At 60.8% G+C, this 18,882-nt stretch carries 22 protein-coding genes; 9 read left to right on the top strand and 13 right to left on the bottom strand.

Annotated features, from left to right (window positions below):
• Positions 1-7: 7 nt before the first annotated feature.
• From acnA to AArcSl_RS15615, 3 genes are all read right to left on the bottom strand, one after another.
• Positions 8-2,767: an aconitate hydratase AcnA gene (gene acnA / locus AArcSl_RS15625; RefSeq protein WP_119821255.1), complete on the bottom strand. Its 2,760-nt coding sequence runs from the start codon at positions 2,765-2,767 to the stop codon at positions 8-10.
• A gap of 224 nt (positions 2,768-2,991) precedes the next feature.
• Positions 2,992-3,363, bottom strand: a complete 372-nt coding sequence (locus tag AArcSl_RS15620; RefSeq protein WP_119821253.1) for a rhodanese-like domain-containing protein — start codon at positions 3,361-3,363, stop codon at positions 2,992-2,994.
• Positions 3,364-3,431: 68 nt separating this feature from the next.
• Positions 3,432-3,920 (bottom strand): TspO/MBR family protein, encoded by a 489-nt coding sequence (locus AArcSl_RS15615; RefSeq protein WP_119821251.1) that lies wholly within the window; start codon positions 3,918-3,920, stop codon positions 3,432-3,434.
• Positions 3,921-4,207: 287 nt separating this feature from the next.
• On the opposite strand from AArcSl_RS15615, the gene trkA reads away from it, so the two are divergent.
• A complete protein-coding gene (gene trkA / locus AArcSl_RS15610) occupies positions 4,208-5,545 on the top strand; it encodes a Trk system potassium transporter TrkA (protein WP_119821248.1) in 1,338 nt (445 codons plus the stop codon).
• A gap of 26 nt (positions 5,546-5,571) precedes the next feature.
• Here trkA and AArcSl_RS15605 read toward each other — a convergent pair whose 3' ends face one another.
• Positions 5,572-5,811, bottom strand: a complete 240-nt coding sequence (locus tag AArcSl_RS15605) for a hypothetical protein (protein WP_119821246.1) — start codon at positions 5,809-5,811, stop codon at positions 5,572-5,574.
• 101 nt (positions 5,812-5,912) lie between these two features.
• Here AArcSl_RS15605 and AArcSl_RS15600 point away from each other — a divergent pair, with 101 nt between their 5' ends.
• Positions 5,913-6,512 (top strand): DUF5789 family protein, encoded by a 600-nt coding sequence (locus AArcSl_RS15600; RefSeq protein WP_119821244.1) that lies wholly within the window; start codon positions 5,913-5,915, stop codon positions 6,510-6,512.
• A 39-nt stretch (positions 6,513-6,551) separates the two neighbouring features.
• Here AArcSl_RS15600 and AArcSl_RS15595 read toward each other — a convergent pair whose 3' ends face one another.
• The 4 genes from AArcSl_RS15595 to AArcSl_RS15580 form a co-directional block, all read right to left on the bottom strand.
• Positions 6,552-6,983 (bottom strand): hypothetical protein, encoded by a 432-nt coding sequence (locus tag AArcSl_RS15595; RefSeq protein WP_119821242.1) that lies wholly within the window; start codon positions 6,981-6,983, stop codon positions 6,552-6,554.
• 163 nt (positions 6,984-7,146) lie between these two features.
• Positions 7,147-7,584, bottom strand: a complete 438-nt coding sequence (locus AArcSl_RS15590; RefSeq protein ID WP_119821240.1) for a universal stress protein — start codon at positions 7,582-7,584, stop codon at positions 7,147-7,149.
• Between the two features lie 200 nt (positions 7,585-7,784).
• Complete coding sequence (locus AArcSl_RS15585; protein WP_119822042.1) at positions 7,785-8,777, bottom strand: tyrosine-type recombinase/integrase; 993 nt, start codon at positions 8,775-8,777, stop codon at positions 7,785-7,787.
• Positions 8,778-8,818: 41 nt separating this feature from the next.
• Entirely contained in the window at positions 8,819-9,127 is a 309-nt protein-coding gene (locus AArcSl_RS15580) for a DUF5658 family protein (protein ID WP_119821238.1), read from the bottom strand.
• Positions 9,128-9,660: 533 nt separating this feature from the next.
• Here AArcSl_RS15580 and AArcSl_RS15575 point away from each other — a divergent pair.
• Positions 9,661-9,900: a helix-turn-helix domain-containing protein gene (locus AArcSl_RS15575; protein WP_193588478.1), complete on the top strand. Its 240-nt coding sequence runs from the start codon at positions 9,661-9,663 to the stop codon at positions 9,898-9,900.
• Between the two features lie 366 nt (positions 9,901-10,266).
• On the opposite strand, the gene AArcSl_RS15570 is transcribed toward AArcSl_RS15575, so the two are convergent.
• The 4 genes from AArcSl_RS15570 to AArcSl_RS15555 all read right to left on the bottom strand — a co-directional run bounded on the left by AArcSl_RS15570 (position 10,267) and on the right by AArcSl_RS15555 (position 13,008).
• Positions 10,267-11,412 carry an ISH3 family transposase gene (locus AArcSl_RS15570; RefSeq protein ID WP_119821234.1) on the bottom strand — a complete coding sequence of 382 codons (1,146 nt, stop codon included), beginning with the start codon at positions 11,410-11,412 and terminating at the stop codon, positions 10,267-10,269.
• A 225-nt stretch (positions 11,413-11,637) separates the two neighbouring features.
• Entirely contained in the window at positions 11,638-12,081 is a 444-nt protein-coding gene (locus tag AArcSl_RS15565; RefSeq protein ID WP_119821232.1) for a MarR family transcriptional regulator, read from the bottom strand.
• Positions 12,082-12,292: 211 nt separating this feature from the next.
• On the bottom strand, positions 12,293-12,550 hold the full coding sequence (locus AArcSl_RS15560) for a DUF7386 family protein (protein ID WP_119821230.1): 258 nt from the start codon (positions 12,548-12,550) through the stop codon (positions 12,293-12,295).
• Positions 12,551-12,798: 248 nt separating this feature from the next.
• Entirely contained in the window at positions 12,799-13,008 is a 210-nt protein-coding gene (locus AArcSl_RS15555) for a hypothetical protein (RefSeq protein ID WP_119821228.1), read from the bottom strand.
• 117 nt (positions 13,009-13,125) lie between these two features.
• Here AArcSl_RS15555 and AArcSl_RS15550 point away from each other — a divergent pair, with 117 nt between their 5' ends.
• The 6 genes from AArcSl_RS15550 to AArcSl_RS15520 all read left to right on the top strand — a co-directional run bounded on the left by AArcSl_RS15550 (position 13,126) and on the right by AArcSl_RS15520 (position 18,370).
• The gene (locus AArcSl_RS15550) at positions 13,126-13,518 is read left to right on the top strand and encodes a hypothetical protein (RefSeq protein ID WP_119821226.1); all 393 of its coding nucleotides are present in this window, start codon (positions 13,126-13,128) and stop codon (positions 13,516-13,518) included.
• Between the two features lie 6 nt (positions 13,519-13,524).
• Positions 13,525-15,312, top strand: a complete 1,788-nt coding sequence (locus tag AArcSl_RS16720) for a hypothetical protein (protein ID WP_133412186.1) — start codon at positions 13,525-13,527, stop codon at positions 15,310-15,312.
• A 5-nt stretch (positions 15,313-15,317) separates the two neighbouring features.
• Complete coding sequence (locus AArcSl_RS15535) at positions 15,318-15,863, top strand: hypothetical protein (protein ID WP_133412185.1); 546 nt, start codon at positions 15,318-15,320, stop codon at positions 15,861-15,863.
• Positions 15,860-16,660, top strand: coding sequence for a hypothetical protein (locus AArcSl_RS15530; RefSeq protein WP_119821218.1), 801 nt, complete (start codon positions 15,860-15,862; stop codon positions 16,658-16,660). The genes AArcSl_RS15535 and AArcSl_RS15530 overlap by 4 nt, the downstream gene beginning before the upstream one ends.
• Positions 16,657-17,832 (top strand): hypothetical protein, encoded by a 1,176-nt coding sequence (locus AArcSl_RS15525; RefSeq protein ID WP_119821216.1) that lies wholly within the window; start codon positions 16,657-16,659, stop codon positions 17,830-17,832. Before AArcSl_RS15530 ends, AArcSl_RS15525 begins: the two co-directional genes overlap by 4 nt.
• Before the next feature lie 151 nt (positions 17,833-17,983).
• Positions 17,984-18,370: a hypothetical protein gene (locus tag AArcSl_RS15520; RefSeq protein WP_119821214.1), complete on the top strand. Its 387-nt coding sequence runs from the start codon at positions 17,984-17,986 to the stop codon at positions 18,368-18,370.
• A 41-nt stretch (positions 18,371-18,411) separates the two neighbouring features.
• On the opposite strand, the gene AArcSl_RS15515 is transcribed toward AArcSl_RS15520, so the two are convergent.
• Positions 18,412-18,882 carry a type IV pilin gene (locus AArcSl_RS15515; RefSeq protein WP_119822041.1) on the bottom strand — a complete coding sequence of 157 codons (471 nt, stop codon included), beginning with the start codon at positions 18,880-18,882 and terminating at the stop codon, positions 18,412-18,414.

Here is an 18,882-nt window from a genome sequence, read left to right as displayed (position 1 = left end):
GAACCGCCTAGTTCTCCTCGGTCAGCAGCCGGCGCAGCACGTAGTGGAGGATCCCGCCGTGTTCGACGTATTTTACGGCCGCCGGCGTCCCGACCTGTGCGGTCACCGGGAACTCGACGGTGTCGCCGTCCTCCTTTTCCGCGACCACCGTGAGTTCGTCGTTGGGTTCCAGGCCGTCGTCGAGCCCGCGGATGTGGAAGTACTCCGAACCGTCGAGTCCGAGCGACTCCCAGGAATCACCGGGGGCGAACTGCAGCGGTAGTACGCCCATCCCGACCAGGTTGTCCCGGTAGATGCGTTCGTAGCTCTCGGCGATGGTGGCGCGGATACCCAGCAGGTCGGTGCCTTTGGCCGCCCAGTCGCGGCTGGAGCCGGTGCCGAACTCCTCCCCCGACAGCACCACGAGCGGGGTGTCCTCCTCGCGGTAGCGCTCGCTGGCCTCGAAGACGGTCGTCTCTTCACCGGAGGGCTGGTGAATCGTGTAGCCGCCCTCCTTGCCGTCGAGCATTTCGTTTTCGATCCGGACGTTCGCGAACGTCCCGCGCATCATCACCTCGTGGTTGCCCCGGCGGGAGCCGTAGGTGTTGAACTCGTGGGGCTCGACACCGTGATCCATCAGCCACTGGCCAGCCGGGAGGTCCGGACCGAACGGGCCGGCCGGGCTGATGTGGTCGGTAGTGACAGTGTCGCCGAGGAGCATCAGACACCGAGCATCTTCGACGTTCGAGACGCCGGGCTTCTCCAGCGGGAAGTCCTTGAAGAATGGGGGCTCGCGGATGTACGTCGACTCCTCGTCCCACTCGTAGACGTCGCCAGTGGGGGCGTCGAGTGCCTCCCACCGCTCGTCGCCCTCGAACGCCTCCGCGTACTTCTCCTCGAACATCGAGGAGTCGACGTTGTCGTGGATCGCCTCCTTTACTTCCTCCGGGCTCGGCCAGACGTCCGAGAGGTAGACTGGTTCGCCGTCGTCGTCGGTTCCGATCGGCTCCTCGTCGAGGTCGACGTCCATCCGTCCCGCCAGACCGTACGCGACCACGAGCGGCGGGCTCGCCAGGTAGTTGGCCTTGATCTTCGGGTGGATCCGGGCCTCGAAGTTCCGGTTGCCGCTGAGGACGCTCGTGGTCCAGAGGTCGTGTTCGTCGATCGCGGCCTCGATCGCCTCCGGCAGCGGGCCGGCGTTGCCGATGCAGGTCGTACAGCCGTAGCCGACGACGTGATAGCCCAGCTCCTCGAGATATGGAAGCAGTTCCGACTCTTCGAGGTACTCGGTGACCACGCGGCTCCCCGGCGCGAGACTGGTCTTGACGTAGTCGGGCACCTCGAGGCCGGCCTCGACGGCGTTTTTCGCCAGCAACCCGGCGGCGATCATCACCGACGGGTTCGAGGTGTTCGTACAGCTGGTGATCGCGCTGACGACGACGCTGCCGTGACCGATCTCGGCGGTGGTGCCGTCCTCGAGATCGACCGAAACGCGCTCGTCGAGGTCGAGTCCTTTTTCGACCATCAGCGAATCTCCGCCGGCCCCGACGTCCCCGCCAACGTCCACATCACCGCCGGCGTCCGCGCCGACACCCTCGTCCTGGAGGAGGTCCGTGAAGTGATCCCGCATGTCGGGCATCGAGATGCGGGCGTGGGGCTTCTTGTGACCGGCGAGGCTTGGCTCGACGTCACCCAGATCGAACTCGACGACCTCGGTGTACTCCGGTTCCTGTTCGCCGAACAGTCCCTGGGCTTTCAGGTACTCTTCGACCAGTTCGATGTGGTCCGGATCCCGGCCGGTGAGTTCGAGATAGTCGAGCGTCGACTCGTCGACCGGGAACATGCTGATCGTCGAACCCTGCTCGGGCGCCATGTTCGAGATGGTAGCCCGGTCGGCGACAGTGAGGCTCGAAACGCCCGGGCCGAAGAACTCGACGAACCGGTCGACAACGCCGACCTCGCGGAGCTGTTCGGTGATGTGCAACACCAGGTCCGTCGCGGTGGCTCCCTCCGGGAGTTCGCCGGTGAGTCGAACGCCGACGACCTCCGGCAGCTTCATGGTGATCGGCTGGCCGAGCAGGGCGGCCTCGGCCTCGATGCCGCCGACGCCCCAGCCGACGACGCCGATACCCCCGATCATCGGCGTGTGGCTGTCGGTGCCGACGAGGGTGTCGGGAACGAGCCACCGGTCGCCGTCGCGCTCGCGGTCGTGGACGACCTGGCCGAGGTGTTCGAGGTTCACCTGGTGGACGATCCCCGTCCCCGGCGGGACGACCTGGAACTGGTCGAACGCGTTCTGGGCCCACTTGATCGCCCGGTAGCGTTCCGCGTTGCGCTCGTATTCCAGTTCGACGTTCTTCTCGTAGGCATCCTCGGAGCCGAAGTAGTCGACCTGGACGCTGTGGTCGATCACCAGGTCGCAGGGCACCTCGGGCTCGACGAGGGAGGGATCCATCCCGTTTCGATCCGCGGCCGATCGCAGCGCCGCGAGGTCGACGACCGCGGGGACGCCCGTGAGATCCTGCAGCACGACCCGGGAGGGCTGGAAGGGGACCTCCACGTTGGGGACGTCCGGCTCCCAGGCGGCGGCGTTGCGGACGTCCTCCTCGGTGATCCCCTCGCCGTCGACGTTGCGGAGCACCGACTCCAGTAACACCCGGATACTGACCGGCAGTTTCTCCAGGTCACACAGGCCGGCGTCCTCGAGTGCGGTTAAATCCGCCATCCGGTAGGTGGTTCCGTCGTGCTCGAACTCGCGGATCGCACCGAAAGGGTCTTGTCCGCTCATAGGGGCGGGTAGACGCACGCGGTATTTCAATCGTTCGTCTGAGACGCGGTGACAATGGTCGGGGAGCCGTACTACTGGGGGCCATTTTGAGCAATACCGGCACATATTGTTGTGTGGTGAGACAACAAAACCGTAGACGGAGACGTTACACCCACCAGAACATCCTCGAACTGCCTCGCCCGCAGTCCATAAACCGCCTCAACCCACCGCCTCAACCCACCGCCTCAACCCACCGCCCGCCACAGCAGCGACCGCAATTTGTAGCCGATCGTTCCGTTCTGGTAGCCGTTCCAGCCGCTCATCCCACCCAGGAGCGTGGCGGCGTCGTACCCTTCCTCGTTCAGGATCGCAGTCGCCTTTTTCGCAACGATGCCGGCCTTGCAGATCACGACAACGTCCTCGTCTCGGGGGATCTCGTCCAACTGATCCCGGAACGTCGAGTCGTCCCCGCGCTGGAGGTCGCTGTACACCGGGACGTTGTGTGCCTCGTCGATGCTCCCGTTCCGAAACGAGTCTCGGCGACGGATGTCCAGGAGAAACGGGTCCTCGCCGGCGGAGAGTTGCCGGTCGAGCTCCGACGGCCTAATCTTGTCCATAGATCCCAGTTGTACCCACGACCGATAAGTGTCGCTTTTCCGTCCGCCAGTACACTGGAATCGCCAGATCAGGCGACGTAGATCGCGTAGTTGAGAACCGCCGCAAACGACACCCACAGCAGATATGGAACGACCAGGGCGGCGGCCACCCGGTCGACACGGTCGAAGGCGGCGATCGTGGCGACGATCCCGATCCAGAGAGCGACGATCACCGCCAGCCCCAGATCCGGCCGCTGAAGGCCGAAAAAGACCGGCGTCCAGACGAGGTTGAGCGCGAACTGGCCGGCGAAAACACCGAACGCGACCCGCACGTCGCGGCGGCCAGTTCCCCGGCGCCATACCCGATACAGCGCAAGACCGAGCAGGGTGAAAAGCAGCGTCCAGACGATCGGAAAGAGGATCTCGGGGGGATAGAACCACGGCCGGTCGACCCAACCGGTTTCGGAGCCGAACAGAATCGCCGGAAGCGCACCGAGGGCGTTGACGCCGACGACGAATCCGAGCGCGAGCAGCGCCTCACGACCGGAGGGAAGTCCGAACGAGCGGTTCGTGGGCATACTCGATCCTCGGCCCGAAGGTACTTAAATAAGGGACGGGAATCCCCGAATTGTCCGTTATTGCCTCAAAGACGCACCGTGCGGAACGGAAGAGGAGGCTATGACGATGGGGCTGACGCCACAACGATCACTCCCGGCGGAAAGTCGATCGACCAATAAGGGAGTATCGTGGGACTAAAGCCACACGGTGACGATCCGGAATAGCACGAACGGCCGAACCTCACAATGCCAGGAACCCATCAAACGAACGTTGCGGATCGAACTGGCGTATTCATGGGAACAGACCGATGAAGATCGTCATCGTCGGGGCCGGCGAGGTCGGTGGAGCGATCGCGTCGGGGTTGTGTGACAACCACGACGTGACAGTCGTGGATATCCGCGAGGATCGGGTCGACGAGTTGAACTACTCGATGGACCTCCTTGCGATCCACGGCGACTGCACTGACGTCGACACCCTCGAAGACGCCGAGGTCGAATCGGCGGACATGTTTCTCGCGGCGACCGACGACGACGAGACCAACATCGTCGCGTGTGCCACCGCCAGGGCGATCTCCGATGCGTTCACGGTCGCCCGGATCAAGGACAGCAAGTACCTCCGGACGTGGCGGCGAACCGAACAGGCGTTCGGAATCGACTTCATGGTCGCGACGAACCTACTAGCGGCGGAGTCGATCGCACGTGTCGCCGCCCTCCCGACCGCGCGTGCCGCCGACTTCTTTGCAGATGGAACCGTACAGATGGCCGAATTCGACGTCTGCGAGGGATCGCCGATCGCCGGCGAAACGGTCGAGGAAGCCGACCAGTACGACTCGCTGACGTTCGCGGCGGTCCTCCGGAACGGGGACGTCGAGATCGCCCGCGGCGGGACGCGGATCGACGTCGGCGATCGGATTGTCGTGATCGGAAGCTCACAGAGCGTCCACGAGTTCGCCCGCGACAGCGTTCCCGAAGCGATGCGCCACGAGGCAACCGAGGTCGTCATCGCCGGTGGATCCGAGATCGGCTATCACGTCGCCCGCCTGTTGAACGAACAGGGGCTATCGACCCGGCTGGTGGAAGAGGACGAAACGCGAGCCAGAAAGCTGGCGGAGAATCTCCCCGACACGCTGGTGATGCACTCGGACGCCACAGACGCCGGGTTCCTCGAACGCGAGCACGTCGGCGACGCCGACATCCTGGTGTCGGCGCTGGACAGCGACGAAAAGAACCTACTTGAATCGCTTCTCGCCGACGAGCTCGGGATCGAGCGGACCATAAGCGTAATCGATCAGTCCTCGTACGTCGGCCTCTTCGAGCGGATCGGCGTCGACGTGGCGATCAACCCCAGGAACGTCGTCGCCGAGGAGATCACCCGATTTACCCAGAGCGGAAACACCGAGAACATCGCCTTCATCGAGACTGACAAGGCAGAAGTGCTAGAGATCGAGATCGACGAAGAAAGCGTGCTCGCGGGGCGACCGATCCAGGAGTCGATGTCTGATCTACCGGCGGGCGTGGTGATCGGCGCAATCACCCGGAATGGGGAGATGGTGATCCCACGCGGGGAGACCGTCATCCAACCGGGCGATCACGTGATCGTCTTCGCAGAATTCGACGTCGTCGACGGTGTGACAGCGAAGCTTTGAGACGGCCGTCGGCGAGGGTCCAGTCGTCACTCGTCGAAATCCTCGTCGTACTGTTCGTAGGTGATCACCAGCCGTCCCGGCGACGGTTTTTTGACTGCATCTCGAAGCGTTTCGAACTCTTCGAGTAACGCACTCGCGGCGTCAGAGTCGCCGCGAAAGCTCCGAGACTCCTCTCGAATCGTGTCATATGTTCGCTCCAGGATGCGTCTGGCAGCGTAAGAATCGGATTTCGAATCGATCTCGAAGGACGCCTCGTACCGTGTCATAGGCGTCCTTCGTTTTATATCGGCATAAGATTATTCTCCACGACCGGAGGTGTGTTGAGGTCTACCACAGAGCTATCCGACTGGGGACACTACCATTAAAAATGGCAGACGACAAGAGCGGCCGAGAAAAACAGGCCCGTAACGCCGACAAGCGCCAGCGAGTCCGCGACATTGCTGCTGAACTTGAACGGTGGGACGAAACGGAGCCGGAGATCGACACGGCAGCCCTCGCCGAGTTCGATTCGGACCTCGATTCGCTGGACTTCCCGGCCACGGGGGCCGAAATCGTCGGGAGGATCGGCGACCGCGAAGTCGAAGCAGCCGACAGCATGTACACTGTCGAAGAACTCGTTCCGGAAACGGATGCGCTGACGTTCGATTCTCCATCTACCCTCCGAGTGCGTGTCCAGCGGCCGACAGTTGCCGCGGCCATGAAGCGAGTCGTGGAGGCCAGCGAGCAGCTTTCGAGCACGGATCTCAGTGAATCCCAGCGCGAAGCCTACGAGAAGACGTTTCGGGCGTTGAAAGCGATCGACGCCGATGACGACGACGAGGGGATCCAGGCCATCAGCGACTGGATCGTCGACTGGATTCGCGATGAAGAAATCCTCCCGGGGTCCCGGGCGGTCCGCCGGCAAGCGGCGAAGTTCTGCCGGTCCAACGGATACGAAATCCAGAACGACAACTGGCTCGGTATTTAAACTGCAGAACAGAGAGACAGCCGGAAGAGATCCCGGCCCTCAGGTGAATCGAACGTACAGTTCGTCGGCCTCGTCGTCCCGGTACACTCGGATGAAGAGCCGCTCCTGTTCGGGTTCCGTCGTCGACTCTCCCGGGAAAAAGTGGTAGTGGTGCCACTGTCCTCGCCCGCCCCACAGGAGAACGCGGACGAGATAGCGCCGTCGCGGAACCACGTCGTATTTGCGGACGAGGCCGGCCGAATCCTCGTCCTCAGATGGGATCTCGACCTCCTCGTCGTACGCGAGCGCGTCCCGGTACTCCTCGCCGTCATGGCGGAGGAGTTCGATCCTGAGTCGGCGGACCTCGGAGGTGTAGTTGACGAACACCAGATCCATCTCGTGAGATCCGCCCGACCCGAGATCGGTACAGCCCGCCAGTGCAGAAAGGACGGCGCCACCACCGACCAGTAGCGAGCGGCGAGGGAGGGACATGTTCACAGGACAGACGTCCGGCGGCAATAATCTTCCCGAGGCTCAAACGCCGATTTGGCTTTCGCGCCGAGCACCGATCCTCAGCCATCAGCCATCAGCCACCAGCCCACGGGGGCACAGCGCGGTGGTTTTTAAAAAGTACCCAAGTCGGTGCTCGTCGTCACTATGCGGATTCCGGCGGGTGAACGACCGTAACCGGGACGGGCGATCTGCGGACGACAGATTCGGCCACGCTACCGAGCGTGATACGACTCCATCCCGTCCGGCCGTGGCTCCCGATGACGATTTGATCGACGCCGGAATCCCTGGCGAACTCGAGTATCGATTTGTCGACCTCGCCGACGATGACCTCGGTCTCGATGTCGACGTCGTGGTCGGCCGCGAGTTCCCGAAACTCTGCCAGGAGTTCCTCGGCGGCTTCTTCACCCCGATCTACCATCGTGCCGACAGCGTCTCCGGCCCCCTGGGCATGCAACCCGATCATCTCGGGGGGGCTCACGACGTGCAGCGCCACGACGTTCGCGTTCGGGTGGTTGGTGCAGGCGAATTCCATGGCTGCTTTCGCCGGGTCAGAGTCGTCGACTGGGACAAGGATGTCCATATGTGGAGTTTATCACGATTAATATTAATAGTGAGGTACATTCCAGCCGGTTGGAAATTGATTCCACGCGAGGGCGCAGTTCGGTCGATTTCTCAGGGGGAAACCGACAGGAGATGCGACGATCGAACGGGACACCGGATGGGCCCTGCCGGTAGGAAACTCTGCGCCCGCTGCTAACTTTCTGAGTTCGTCGTGTTGAATCATAGGTCCGGTAAGTAATCGCGTCGTTGTTCGGCCTTCTCTCGAGCACCCCGCCGATCGTAGTGTTTGTCGAGGACGTCCTCGCTCGCGTTGAGGCGATCGCTCACCACCCGGCGGGGAACTTCCTGGCGGTGATACGCCGTCACCCGGCCGCTCCGAACGTCGTGGGGCGACCGGGAAGAGGGACACTTCGAGGCGTGGACGTACGCCGTCGCCTCGCACTCCTCGAGATCGCGATCGTGAGGGCAGGCGCCGGTGCGCCAACACGGGCGGGTGATCGCGTACAGGTTATCGCGAAGTGTCGACACCGCCACCCGGCCCTGACTCGTCGTGATCAGGGGGCGACGGCCGTAGTCGTCGGTGACTTCTTCGCGGTTGTTTTCGATGTAGTCTTGCACCACCCGGGCGACTCGCGGCGTGATCGCGTTCCAGCGTTCGCCCCCTTCACCGTTCTTCAAGGGCGTGTCCACCTCTGGACGGTGGACGAACTCGACTCCCGGGTGATCACTCGCGAGATCACAGTCGTCGAGATCCAGCGCCCGGATTCCACCGACTCGCGCGCCGGTGTGCCACATCAGCAACAGCATCACGTGGCGACGAGAGGCGTAGTTGAATCGATTCAGGTAGTCGAGTATCGCCTCGGCCCGGTCGGGTTCGAGCGTGGTATCACTCACTCCCTCGGCGTCACTCACCACCGGAAGCGGGACCTTCTCGCGAAGCCCCTCGGTGACCGCATCGATCTCCTCGCAGAACCGGAGGAACGACCGGAGCGTGGCGAGCTGCCCCCGGAGCGTCACCGGGGCGATTTCTTCCCGATCTTCCCCGTGACCCTCCCGCCGCCAGATCCGGTACTCGTACATATCCCGTCCGGAGAGTTCGTTGAGGTTCTCGACACCCTCCTCGTCACACCACTGCACGAACGCCTCGAGGCGGTACTTCTGACCGGAGAGGGTCTTCTCCCGCAGTTCGTCCTGCTTCGCTTCGAGGTACATCTCCAGTGCCCGCCCCGGGGAGAGTGGTTCCAGTTCGTCCGTCACGTCACCCCTCCCGCGAGAACGGCCGCGTTCCAGGCGGCGATCGCAAGCCACGCCACGCCGATCGCGGCGGGGATCACGTTCCGGGGCGCGTCGTCGATCTCGCCGGCCCACGCCCACGCGAGTACGACGCCGGCGATCGCGAGCAGCTTCACCGTCGCCAGTTCGCCGATCCCGGCGGTGGCGACCGTCGTCTCGACGAACGGGTTCGCTTCTTGGGCGCCAGCAGCGAGCCCGGCCCGCGTGGTGATCACGTCGCCGGCCGCCCCGATCGCGAGGAGGCTCCAGGCGGCGCGTGCAGGGATCACGTCGAACCCCCCTGCCGGGTGGAGGTGACCGATTCGTCAATACCCATCGTAGTCTGTATTCGGACCACACTCGTGGCGAGAACCGGCTGGCTTATACGACTTGGAGGGTCGCTTCCGGGTTTCCGGGTTCGAGGAGATCGTGGTGCCGTTTGGCGATTTCGTGCGTTTCGTAGAAGTTTCCGGAAACGTCTCTGTGGGTAGTGATTCGAATTCGATTCCGGCCGTCGGTCGGGGGACTTTTGCCCCCCGGGAGTGACTGACTTCATGGCTTTCGTGCTCACCCACGGAAGCCCACGCGGACCCGCTGTCACCACCAGCGGGGTCCGCTATTGCTTGCGATCGGACCCATCGGCGAGCGACGGGTCCGCGAGAGTGCTTCCGCTACTGGCTCCGAAACATCCTGGATACTTATATTTAGTCCATCATCTGTATCCCTATAGACACCCAAATATTAGTAATATCGCGATGATTCGGCACTTCTATGATACGGCTATTTGTACAAACGAGAAATGCCTCGGCCGAGGGTTACATGGATGACTCAGGGAGATGACCGTATCTTGGAGACTCTCGAATCAAGCGATCTCGTTCTTACTCCTGCTGTCATTGCGTTCAACACGGATTACAGCCGAAACTACGTTAATAAGCGAATTCGAAAACTCCGCCAGGCAGAACTAGTTGAGCGTATCGATGATGGATACTACAAAATCACCGATCTCGGCCGCAGGTATCTCTCGGGAGAAGTCGAGTCATCTGTTCTAGAAGTAGACGGATGAATTTATTTAGTCACCGGGATTGTTGTCGAATAGTATGAGATATGATCAACTCGGAGAGTTGTTCAGTTTGCAGGTTTTCTAGTCACTATTCTCGGTGCCTATGCTCTGCTTGAACGGGGATGGTTTCGTCTTTCCGAATTGATTGAGATTCAAAATATTCTCAGTCGATCACATCGAAGAGGTCACGACCCTGTCCAGTAGCCGCTGAATCGCTGTCTTCGACACCTGGATAGCATTCGAACGGATTGAGACGGTGAGTTCTGTTTTCGACAACCGAGTTTGGGTGCTGGCCAGTCGCTGTCGGCGGCAGATCCCCGCCGACGCGACAGCGTTGCCACTCACGACCGCTGTCCTCATTCGGGACAGCTACCGGAAGAACCGGTCATCAAGCGGTTGATTCGCTGGGACAGCTCTACGGACGCCAAGTGCTGTCCAGGCTGCCCGGAGTACCATCTCACAGAACTCCCTGAACGGCCATCTCCAGAGGCGGCGCCCCCCTCGGCGGGGCGCCGCCACGTACCTCCAGTGGAGATACCGCCAGCTGTTCTGGAGCAGCAGACTCACCACAAACATCACCAGCCGTAGCCCAGCGTCCTGAGAACTGGTAAACGCGAGGCTCTGCTTGGCTAATCGGTAGCTCGATTCGATGCCGAAGCGCTTGCTGTAGTGCTCCCGTGCATCTCGTGGCGTGTCGATGAACGGCGCGTCAGCGGCATAGCCGTGACGCGCCACCCCCTGTTCGTCGTATCGTCCTTGCTGGTAGACGCAGTCGATGAACACGGGGAACGTCACTTTGCCGGCGAGATCGTGTTCGATCTCGCGGCTCCATCCTCTGCTGAGTTCGTCTTGGATCGTCTTCCCCCACTTGACGATCGGCATGACGTAGGCGTAGTTGTGCGCGTACAGCAGGCTGAGGCAGGTGCTGTTGTAGAATCCGCGATCGAGGTAGACGGCCTTGACGGCGAGGTCAAGGCCGTCGAGGAGGTCAAGAAACTCACCGAGGACATCGCTGGTCGTCTCACCATCAACCACCTGACGAACCGCCAGTGTGTAGCGTTTGTTGCGCACCCGCGCGTAGAGCGTGGCATAAGCGTGAAACGCTGTGGTTCCTCGTTTCGCCTGCGAGAAGTACAGTGCCTCTGTCTCGTCTTCGTCGCCGTAGTAGGGATCGAGGTGGAGGTCGGCGACGACCTCCACCGGTCGATCCGGCAGGGTCTCAAGGACATCTCGTTGTAAGAGCATGTCTCCGACCGCCTCGACAGTATCAAGGTCGAACTGATCGGTGAGATATCCCCGGACGGTGTTGGCGTGCGGTGAGTCGTCAGTAGTTTCGCAGACGTGGTTGATCGAGGTCCCGCCGGCGCTGGCGCCGGCGAGGACCTCGTACAACGTCTCTGTCGTGACCTCAACGTTCTCACCAAGGTCTATCGCAAGCTCCTCGTTGAGGCTGTTGACGACAAAATTAAGCAGGTGCTCTTCCTCTATCTCGCTGTCTGCTTGGGTAGGCTTCACACCGCATCCAAGCAGACACTTCCTCTAATCCGATGTGATCGACTGATTCTTCCAGAGCCTATCTCCAATCACTGGCTTCTACTTGAACCAATAGGAAACGTTCTCTTGATTGCTGGCGGCGCGATAACTGTCTAGATAGCAACACGAACCTGAAACCGCTTTTACGATCTGGCTCTATTGAACTCTTCAGCACCCGACAAAGCTGACGTACTGAGTGGAGAGACGTCAGAAAAGGAGCGGTACTAAAAGATATACAGCAAAAAGCACTACCAACAAAACAAGCGCGAATCGACCGAGGGCTACGACCATTTCCCCTGTCGACATAGCCGTTTTTTGTCCGGAAAGGGTTTGAAATGCCTCTATCGTTTCATCAATAAATGCGGCTATCTCTTCTGCGTCGACGCCTTCCACGTCTTGGAATTCGTCGTTGCTCCAGGCCGGCTGAGTTGACGGTTGAGGGCCCAGTGAGTGGTCCGGGGCGTACCCGAGATCTTGATTCAACTGCTCAATTTGGGCATCCATCGCGTCCCACCGATCATAGCGATTCAGGACAGTACTCACGTACGAAGACGAACAGTTGCACTTCTTTGCGATTTCTGCCTGAGTCGCAGTTGGATTATTGTAGGCAGTGATGAGGATTTTCCGCTGGAGTTCGGTTTTATCGCTCATGGATGTCGTACCAGGTCACAGATTTGATCCGGACGATGGCAAGATACCGTCGGGGCTCGTTCTGTGATTGCTGGCTAATTGGATGACTCGTAGCCTACCACTTTAATCCAGCGTCGAAAATGCTTAAGACAGAGAGGGTTGGACATCTAATCTGTAGACTTGTCTCTCAACTATGCCGAACAGCACCCTGGAGTGTTGAAAGAAGCGTGGCCTATCGCCACCGGCTTTCGATACTCGTGCGGTACCGAAGCCCTATCACCGATGTATTGAACCGTTGGATCGTCGTCGGCTCCAGGTCGTCACGGGCGTCGTCAATGTTCTCTTTCGACTCGATCAAGTGAGCCAAGGCGGCGTCGATCACCACCGACATGGGTGGGTCGTCGTCGGGACCGCTGGCGACGATCTCGCTCGCCCGCTCGAGTTGGCGCTGGCGATCGTCGGTGAGTTTGAGGCTGGTTCGCTTCGCCATTTATACCCCTCCGTATGTACCGGGGGCGCGAACCCGTCGATCTCGGGGTGACCGGACCACCGATCGCTTATAACTGAGGTGGGGGTCACCGCCACGATCACGCCGGGGACCCACCCCGAACCGGATCGAATTGATGCACCTTTCGCGGCCCACGCCCACGGCGAGGTGCATAGATCCCGATCTGTGAATACATTCGCGTCGAACCCCGTGGGGTCGCCTCGAGATCCCCCTTCCAGCGGGTTTCCCGATCATGCCCGACCCACCAGCTCGAGGAGCGAGGGCACTTCACCGTCTTCGGGGAACCGAACGAGATACGCGCGCTCGCCGATCCGTTGGGTGTGCGCGTCGGCTTCGCAGATACTTCCGTCTTCACGGACTAATCCGTCGAGTTCGAGGTGCTGCTTGTCGATCGTGACTGTTCCGCTGCCGTCGCGATCTACGAGCTTCTTGAAGCCCATCGCCCACCCCGGCTATCCTATGTCACTTAAAGTTACCTCTCGGGGACACTCGACGGTAGTTCGAGGGCACCTTTCCGGAGCACTAAGGAGGTCGGGAGAACCCGCGTACCCGCCGCTATGGCATACAACGAATACGACCACATGGACATCGTGGCGCTGATGCTGCTCCCGGTGTTCGCTGGCATGGTCCTGGGTGTATGGAGCTTTTCGATCGACGTGTTCGGCGGGTACAACTTCGCCGAACCGCTGTGGACGGTCGGGGGAAGCGAGATTTCGATCGCCCTGCTGGCGAGCGTGGGTGCGATCGCCTGGATCGTCGGCACCAACGAGCTGGACGGCAGCAACTACGAACAGTACGAGTACGGGATGATCGTCTTCGCGCTGCTGGTGACGCCCGCCTACGAGTTCATCCCGGCGTTCGGCGATCTCCTCGCGAGCAACGACATCCTGGCGTTCTTCGCGTGGTTCCTCGTCGCCGGCGTCGCCACCTGGCTCGCCTACACGGAGTGATCTACCGTGAGCGAAACAGAAGCGAGTCGACGGCAGTTCATGCGCGCCGGCGCCGTGGGCGTGGGCGCTGCGGTCGGCGTTGGGGCGGCCCCGAGCGGAGTTGCCGCCGAGGAAGGCGACGATAACGACGACAAAGAGTGGTACGAACCCCGAAGCTCTGCACTGCTGCTCGGTGGTTCTGTCCACGCGGCTGCGTACCTCCGTGATTGGACAGGTTCAATTCTCGGAAGTGACGAGCCTGCCGACGATCTATCTGATGATCTGTTGATGGAACAGATTTGGCAGATAATAAACACCCGCGAAAGCACTAACAAAAGCACCATCATCGACAATAAAAACATCATACATGGTGTTGAACACTCGGCCTACACAAAGGCCAAACTCGCAGCAATAGAGGGTATAAACGACGGGAAATCACAAGAGGACTGTAAAGAACTCGGAGACATAGAACTTGATGAATACGAATCCACTATAAAGAAAAACCTTCTCGAAACGTGGAACGAATCTATAAACGAGTTTTACCAACTCCAAGACAGGTGGTACTCCGAAACAAGTGCGAGTTCTGGTGATACTGGTGATGGCATCGGTGTGATTGTTGAGGGGACCGATGACGGTGTCGAAGATCCGAGTCTTTGGGCGGCGGAAAACAAAACAACCGAACCCCACGAACTCCCCAATGGTGAAACCATTGATCTTGTAGAATTCGAAGGTGACGGCACGTCCCTTGAATTCACTTTTTGGGGTAATGATCGGTCCGATCAAGCGGCCCTGTGTGCTCGAAAAGGTGATGAAATAGTTTACTGGTGTGTTCCTCCTGAAGACGATTCGGACGAATACACTGGTAGCTATTACGATGAATATTTTGACCCAATTTTCCACGACGTTTACGAGGAGATCGACGAAACGTTCGCTGATGTGAGAGATGGGTTTGCTCTTTGGATTGACGAGATCTACGGCGAGGTCCAAGCCGGTGAGATCGACGTTGAGGAACTGCTGGGTCCTTCGGAGATCGCCGAGATCACCGCCGACGAAGAGGACTTCCCGCAGGCTGTTGCCGATCTCGTTGCGCTAAACGTTCCCACGGACGTGAATCGAAACGTGACCGTGACCGTCCCGTCGAAAAACTGGACAATGACGGGCATGATCCAGTTTACCGGCGAGGACATCCTTCAGGCAGGCGAATCCTACGATCCCGATACTCTCGATGGTGACGTGTATTTCACCTACGACGTGAGCGTTGCTGAAGGCGACTGGTTGGACTACGAGACAGGGATGGACGGCGGCGAGATCACGTTCACGGAAGAACCTCACGAACCACACGAAGCGTTCCTGTACGTGGTCGAAACCATCGAGGAGGAGACGGTTCAGTTCACCGGCGACGAACTGACACACGACGAGACAGACGACGTATGGACAATCGACGTGGGCGACGAGCTGGAGGAATCGATCACAGAGATCGAGAAGGTGGACTACTACGCCGACGAGGAGGAGACGAATTACCAGACGGTTCTCCTTCAGGAAACCTTCGAGATCGACAAGATCGAGGACTCGGACGGCGAGGAGCAGGACGAAGTAACGTTCACACAGCAGGAGGCTCAGGATGACGAAAACTATCTGACGGAAGAGGAGTTTAAGGAGATGAGCGAATCTCAGCAGGAACTCCTCGAGGAGATCCGTGACGAACTCGATGCTGGTGGCGGAGGAATAGACTTCGGCGACTGGGGTGGAGAGATCCCCGGTGTGGCGGTCGTCGCCGGCGTGATCGCCCTCGCGATCGCCCTGCTCGGAAACTGATAGCCATGCGACCTACTGTTTTTCTCGTGACGGTGCTGGTAGTATCGACGCTCGCGATCGGCGGCGTGGCAGCCCAGGGAGAGGCACCGATGCCCACGCCCACGAACGACAGCGACGAAGAGGCTCCCGCGATCCATCTCGACAGCGACGTTCGAATCCTCGAGTGGGAGTACACCGACGACCGGTTCACGATCACGCTCGAGGCCGACCACCCGACTCACGTCACGATCACCGAATCCACGCAAGCCGTCGAAGGTGCCACGTCGTTCGCGATCATTCGCGAGCGCGTCCTGCCGGGCAAGAACGAACTCACGATCCCGGTCGAACCTGTCGCCGGTGAGGCGGCCGTCGCTCTCACGACGAGCGAAAGCGTCCAGGAGGGGCGCGGCGTGAAGCTATCGACGGGAATCACCGAGCAGGCGAGCCCGTTCGAGCGAACCAGCCCCGCAGCCGGGTGGTTCGGCGGCGCCGCCACGGTAGCGTTCGTGTTCGTCGCCGTCGCCTGGCGCGCCCGTCGCAAAGAGTACGACGCCCCGGAGGTGGCAGAGTGAGCGAACCACTTCCCACTTTCGCGAGCAACCGCGATCGGGTGGTGTACCTGCTCGCCGAGTACAAGATCCCGCTGTCGATCATGACGCTGGCGGCCGGCGTGTGGGCTATATGGGCGACCCCGCAGCTCCCCGAACCACCCGAGGCTGTACTCGCCGGGTCGGCGTCGGCTGCCATGCTCGCGTTCCCGGCGTTCTTCCTGGCGAAGAAGGTCGTCAAGTGGCTCTACGCCCCCGAGTTCGTCACCGTCGGCGTGGCCGATCCCGGCGACGGCGAGGTGTACGAGAAGTACAACGTCCCGCCGGACGTGTGGGACGATGCCGACGTGATCGGGGCGCAACCCCTCTCCCCGAAAGAAGGCGTCGACTACGTGGTCACCCGGTTCAACTGGATGGACGACCTGGGGCAGCTCGAGGTGCGCGGGTGCGATCGCGCCGATCTCACGCCGGCCGAGGCGTTCGCCACCCGGAAGCGCGTCGACGAGTACTACGAACACCACCACGATCTTCGTCGGCAGTTCGCCGGCCTGAAAGCGACGGTTCTCGGGAAAGCCACCGAGGTCCACGATCTCACGATCATGGCGATGATCGCCGAACGCGAAGGGGCGGAACTCGCCCCGGGTGTCGGCGTGGACGAACTCGTCGAGGATCTCGAGGAGGCGGCCGACGAGATCCCCGACGCTCCTGCGTCCACCGAAGAGACGAGTCACGTCGACCGACTCGACAACCAGTTCGCCGAACTGGATCCCGGCGACGTTCCCGGTCCGGATCCGGCGATCGCCGACGGAGGTGACCAATGAGCAGTGACGGCGACTCCGGCGAGTGGGCGGCCTCCGAGTCGAAGGACTGGAAGGACGGCCGCCACCGCCGAGAGAACGAGCACGTGCTCGCACACGCCGGCGAGGTGCCCCGGCAGCGTTCCCGACGGACCCTCTCGAAGATGCACCAGGCGTACGAACGCGCGTATCAACGTGGGTGGCTCGGCGAGGGGTTCCCGCCGTCGTTCCAGGAGACACAGCTCTACCGCGACCTGATGAGCCACCACGCCACCGAGGGGTTCTCGGAGGCGATTGCCGAGGGGGACGCCGCCGGCGTTCGTCACTACGTGGGCAGCCAGGAAGATCCCCCGGACATCTCCGGACTGAAAGCGATCGGGAAGGTCGACGACCTGATCACCGGTCCGGCGCCGGTGATCGTGATCCTGGGTGAGATGGGAGACGGAAAGACCGACTTCGCGGGACTGCTCGGGCAACGCTGGAGTGATCACCAGCCGTCGGACCGACTCGTCGGGACGAACATTCGGAGCCTCGAGGAGAAAACCGAGTGGGTCGACGAAGACGGCGAGGTGCGATCCGGGTGGATTCGCTCGTACGGCGAGCTGATGGAGTGGGTACAGCAAGATGGTGACCCGCTCGAGTACAGCCAACGCTCGAAGCTGTTCATCGGCGACGAGTTCTCGAGTGCTGCGTCCGGCCGGGGAAAGCAGGGCTACGAAACGGCCACCAAGATGACCCCGCTGGTGTACAAGATCCGGAAGTACGGGGGCGCGTTGATCTACATCGCCCACGGCCCAAAGTCGATTCACCCGATGCTGTGGCGCGTCGGGACGATCGTCAAGAAAACCTCGAAGAAGAAGGCGGTCGTCGCCGACCGGATCCGGAGCGGGAAGGTGGCGGACGTGCAGTTCGAGATTGAAGGGATCCCGCCGACCGACTGGACCTTCCGGACCGAAGAGGCGTCGGAGTGGTCCTGGAGTGAAACCGGCTCGGAAGAAGTGTACGAGCCCGAACAGGCGGCGAAGGACACGGCGATCTGGACGGTGATCCGGTGCAAAGAGGCCGGGATGACGGACCGTGAAACCGCCAAATTCGTTCCGTACAGCCACGGATGGGTGAATTCTCGGTGGCAAGAGCATCGCGAAGGGCGAAAGCACGACGAAACGCTTGCCAAAGTAGAGGAGGTAATCGCGTGACTCGAGCGGGTTTCAGGCTGGTAAACGGTTACGCAGCCCTGGCCCATAGCCGGCGGCCGCGCGGGGCGCGTCCACCGGACGCCATGGGCCTGGCGATCCCGGAGGCGGCCGGCGGCCGACAGGATATATATAAATCGCGCGAGGGGCGCGCATGAGCCGGAGCCACCGGGCGAACCATTACGGGACGATCTGCGAGAAGCGGGCGATGGACCGATACGATCTCGAGCCGGCGCGGGCGAGCTGGAAGGACGCCGAGTTCGAACACGGTCGGCCCGTCGAAATCAAGTCGACGATGTACCGGCACTCAGATGGGCAACCGGGGACGTTCAAACTGTACGAGAAGTATCACCGGCGGCTACGGCGGGAAGACGGGCACTACGTGTTCGTCGTCTACAAGGCTACTGAGAAGGGTGTGAACATTCTCGAGATGAAGCTCACACACAGCTCGCAGGTTCCTCGACTCTCCTGGCATGGGGGCGGTGATCACCGTGGGACCCGGCAGGCGAAAATCCAACTCGGGGCTATCTTCAAATCTTGATGAAGAATACAGAAACCAGAGAAAAGCTTGTTTATCTATTTCTATTCTTCAAGTTCGCCTTCACTCACATCAAGGATATGGGTATGGAGAATCGACGAACGATCTCCAGAGTCCCAAACAAGTGTGAGTTCACCCTCCACCGGATCACTAGCCTCATCTGCTTTGACCGTAACATCAAACGAACTTCCTGCTGAATATCGTTCATCATCTACCGAGAGATCGGTCTCCGCGTCTTCTTCATTCACATTATCAGCATCCAGATTCACTCGGAGCTCTGCACCCTCAACCGCATCACCGCCTTGGTGTGTAAACGTCACGGTGATTACATCGCCTTCAATACTTTCACTACTGTCGAACTGTGAATTCGGAGCGGTGTCACCGACCTGATCACCGAGCCCGAGGACGAACGTGCCGATCACGGCCGCAAGGATCACGGTGATCGCCACCATCAGGATCACTCCGATGACGGGCGATACAGCCTCTCTGTCTTGGACGAATTCTTTAATATTCAT

The sequence above is a fragment of the Halalkaliarchaeum desulfuricum genome, assembly GCF_002952775.1.
Classification (GTDB): Archaea; Halobacteriota; Halobacteria; order Halobacteriales; family Haloferacaceae; genus Halalkaliarchaeum; species Halalkaliarchaeum desulfuricum.
Note: the sequence above shows the minus strand (reverse complement) of the source record. Positions and strands in the feature narration are given on the sequence as shown.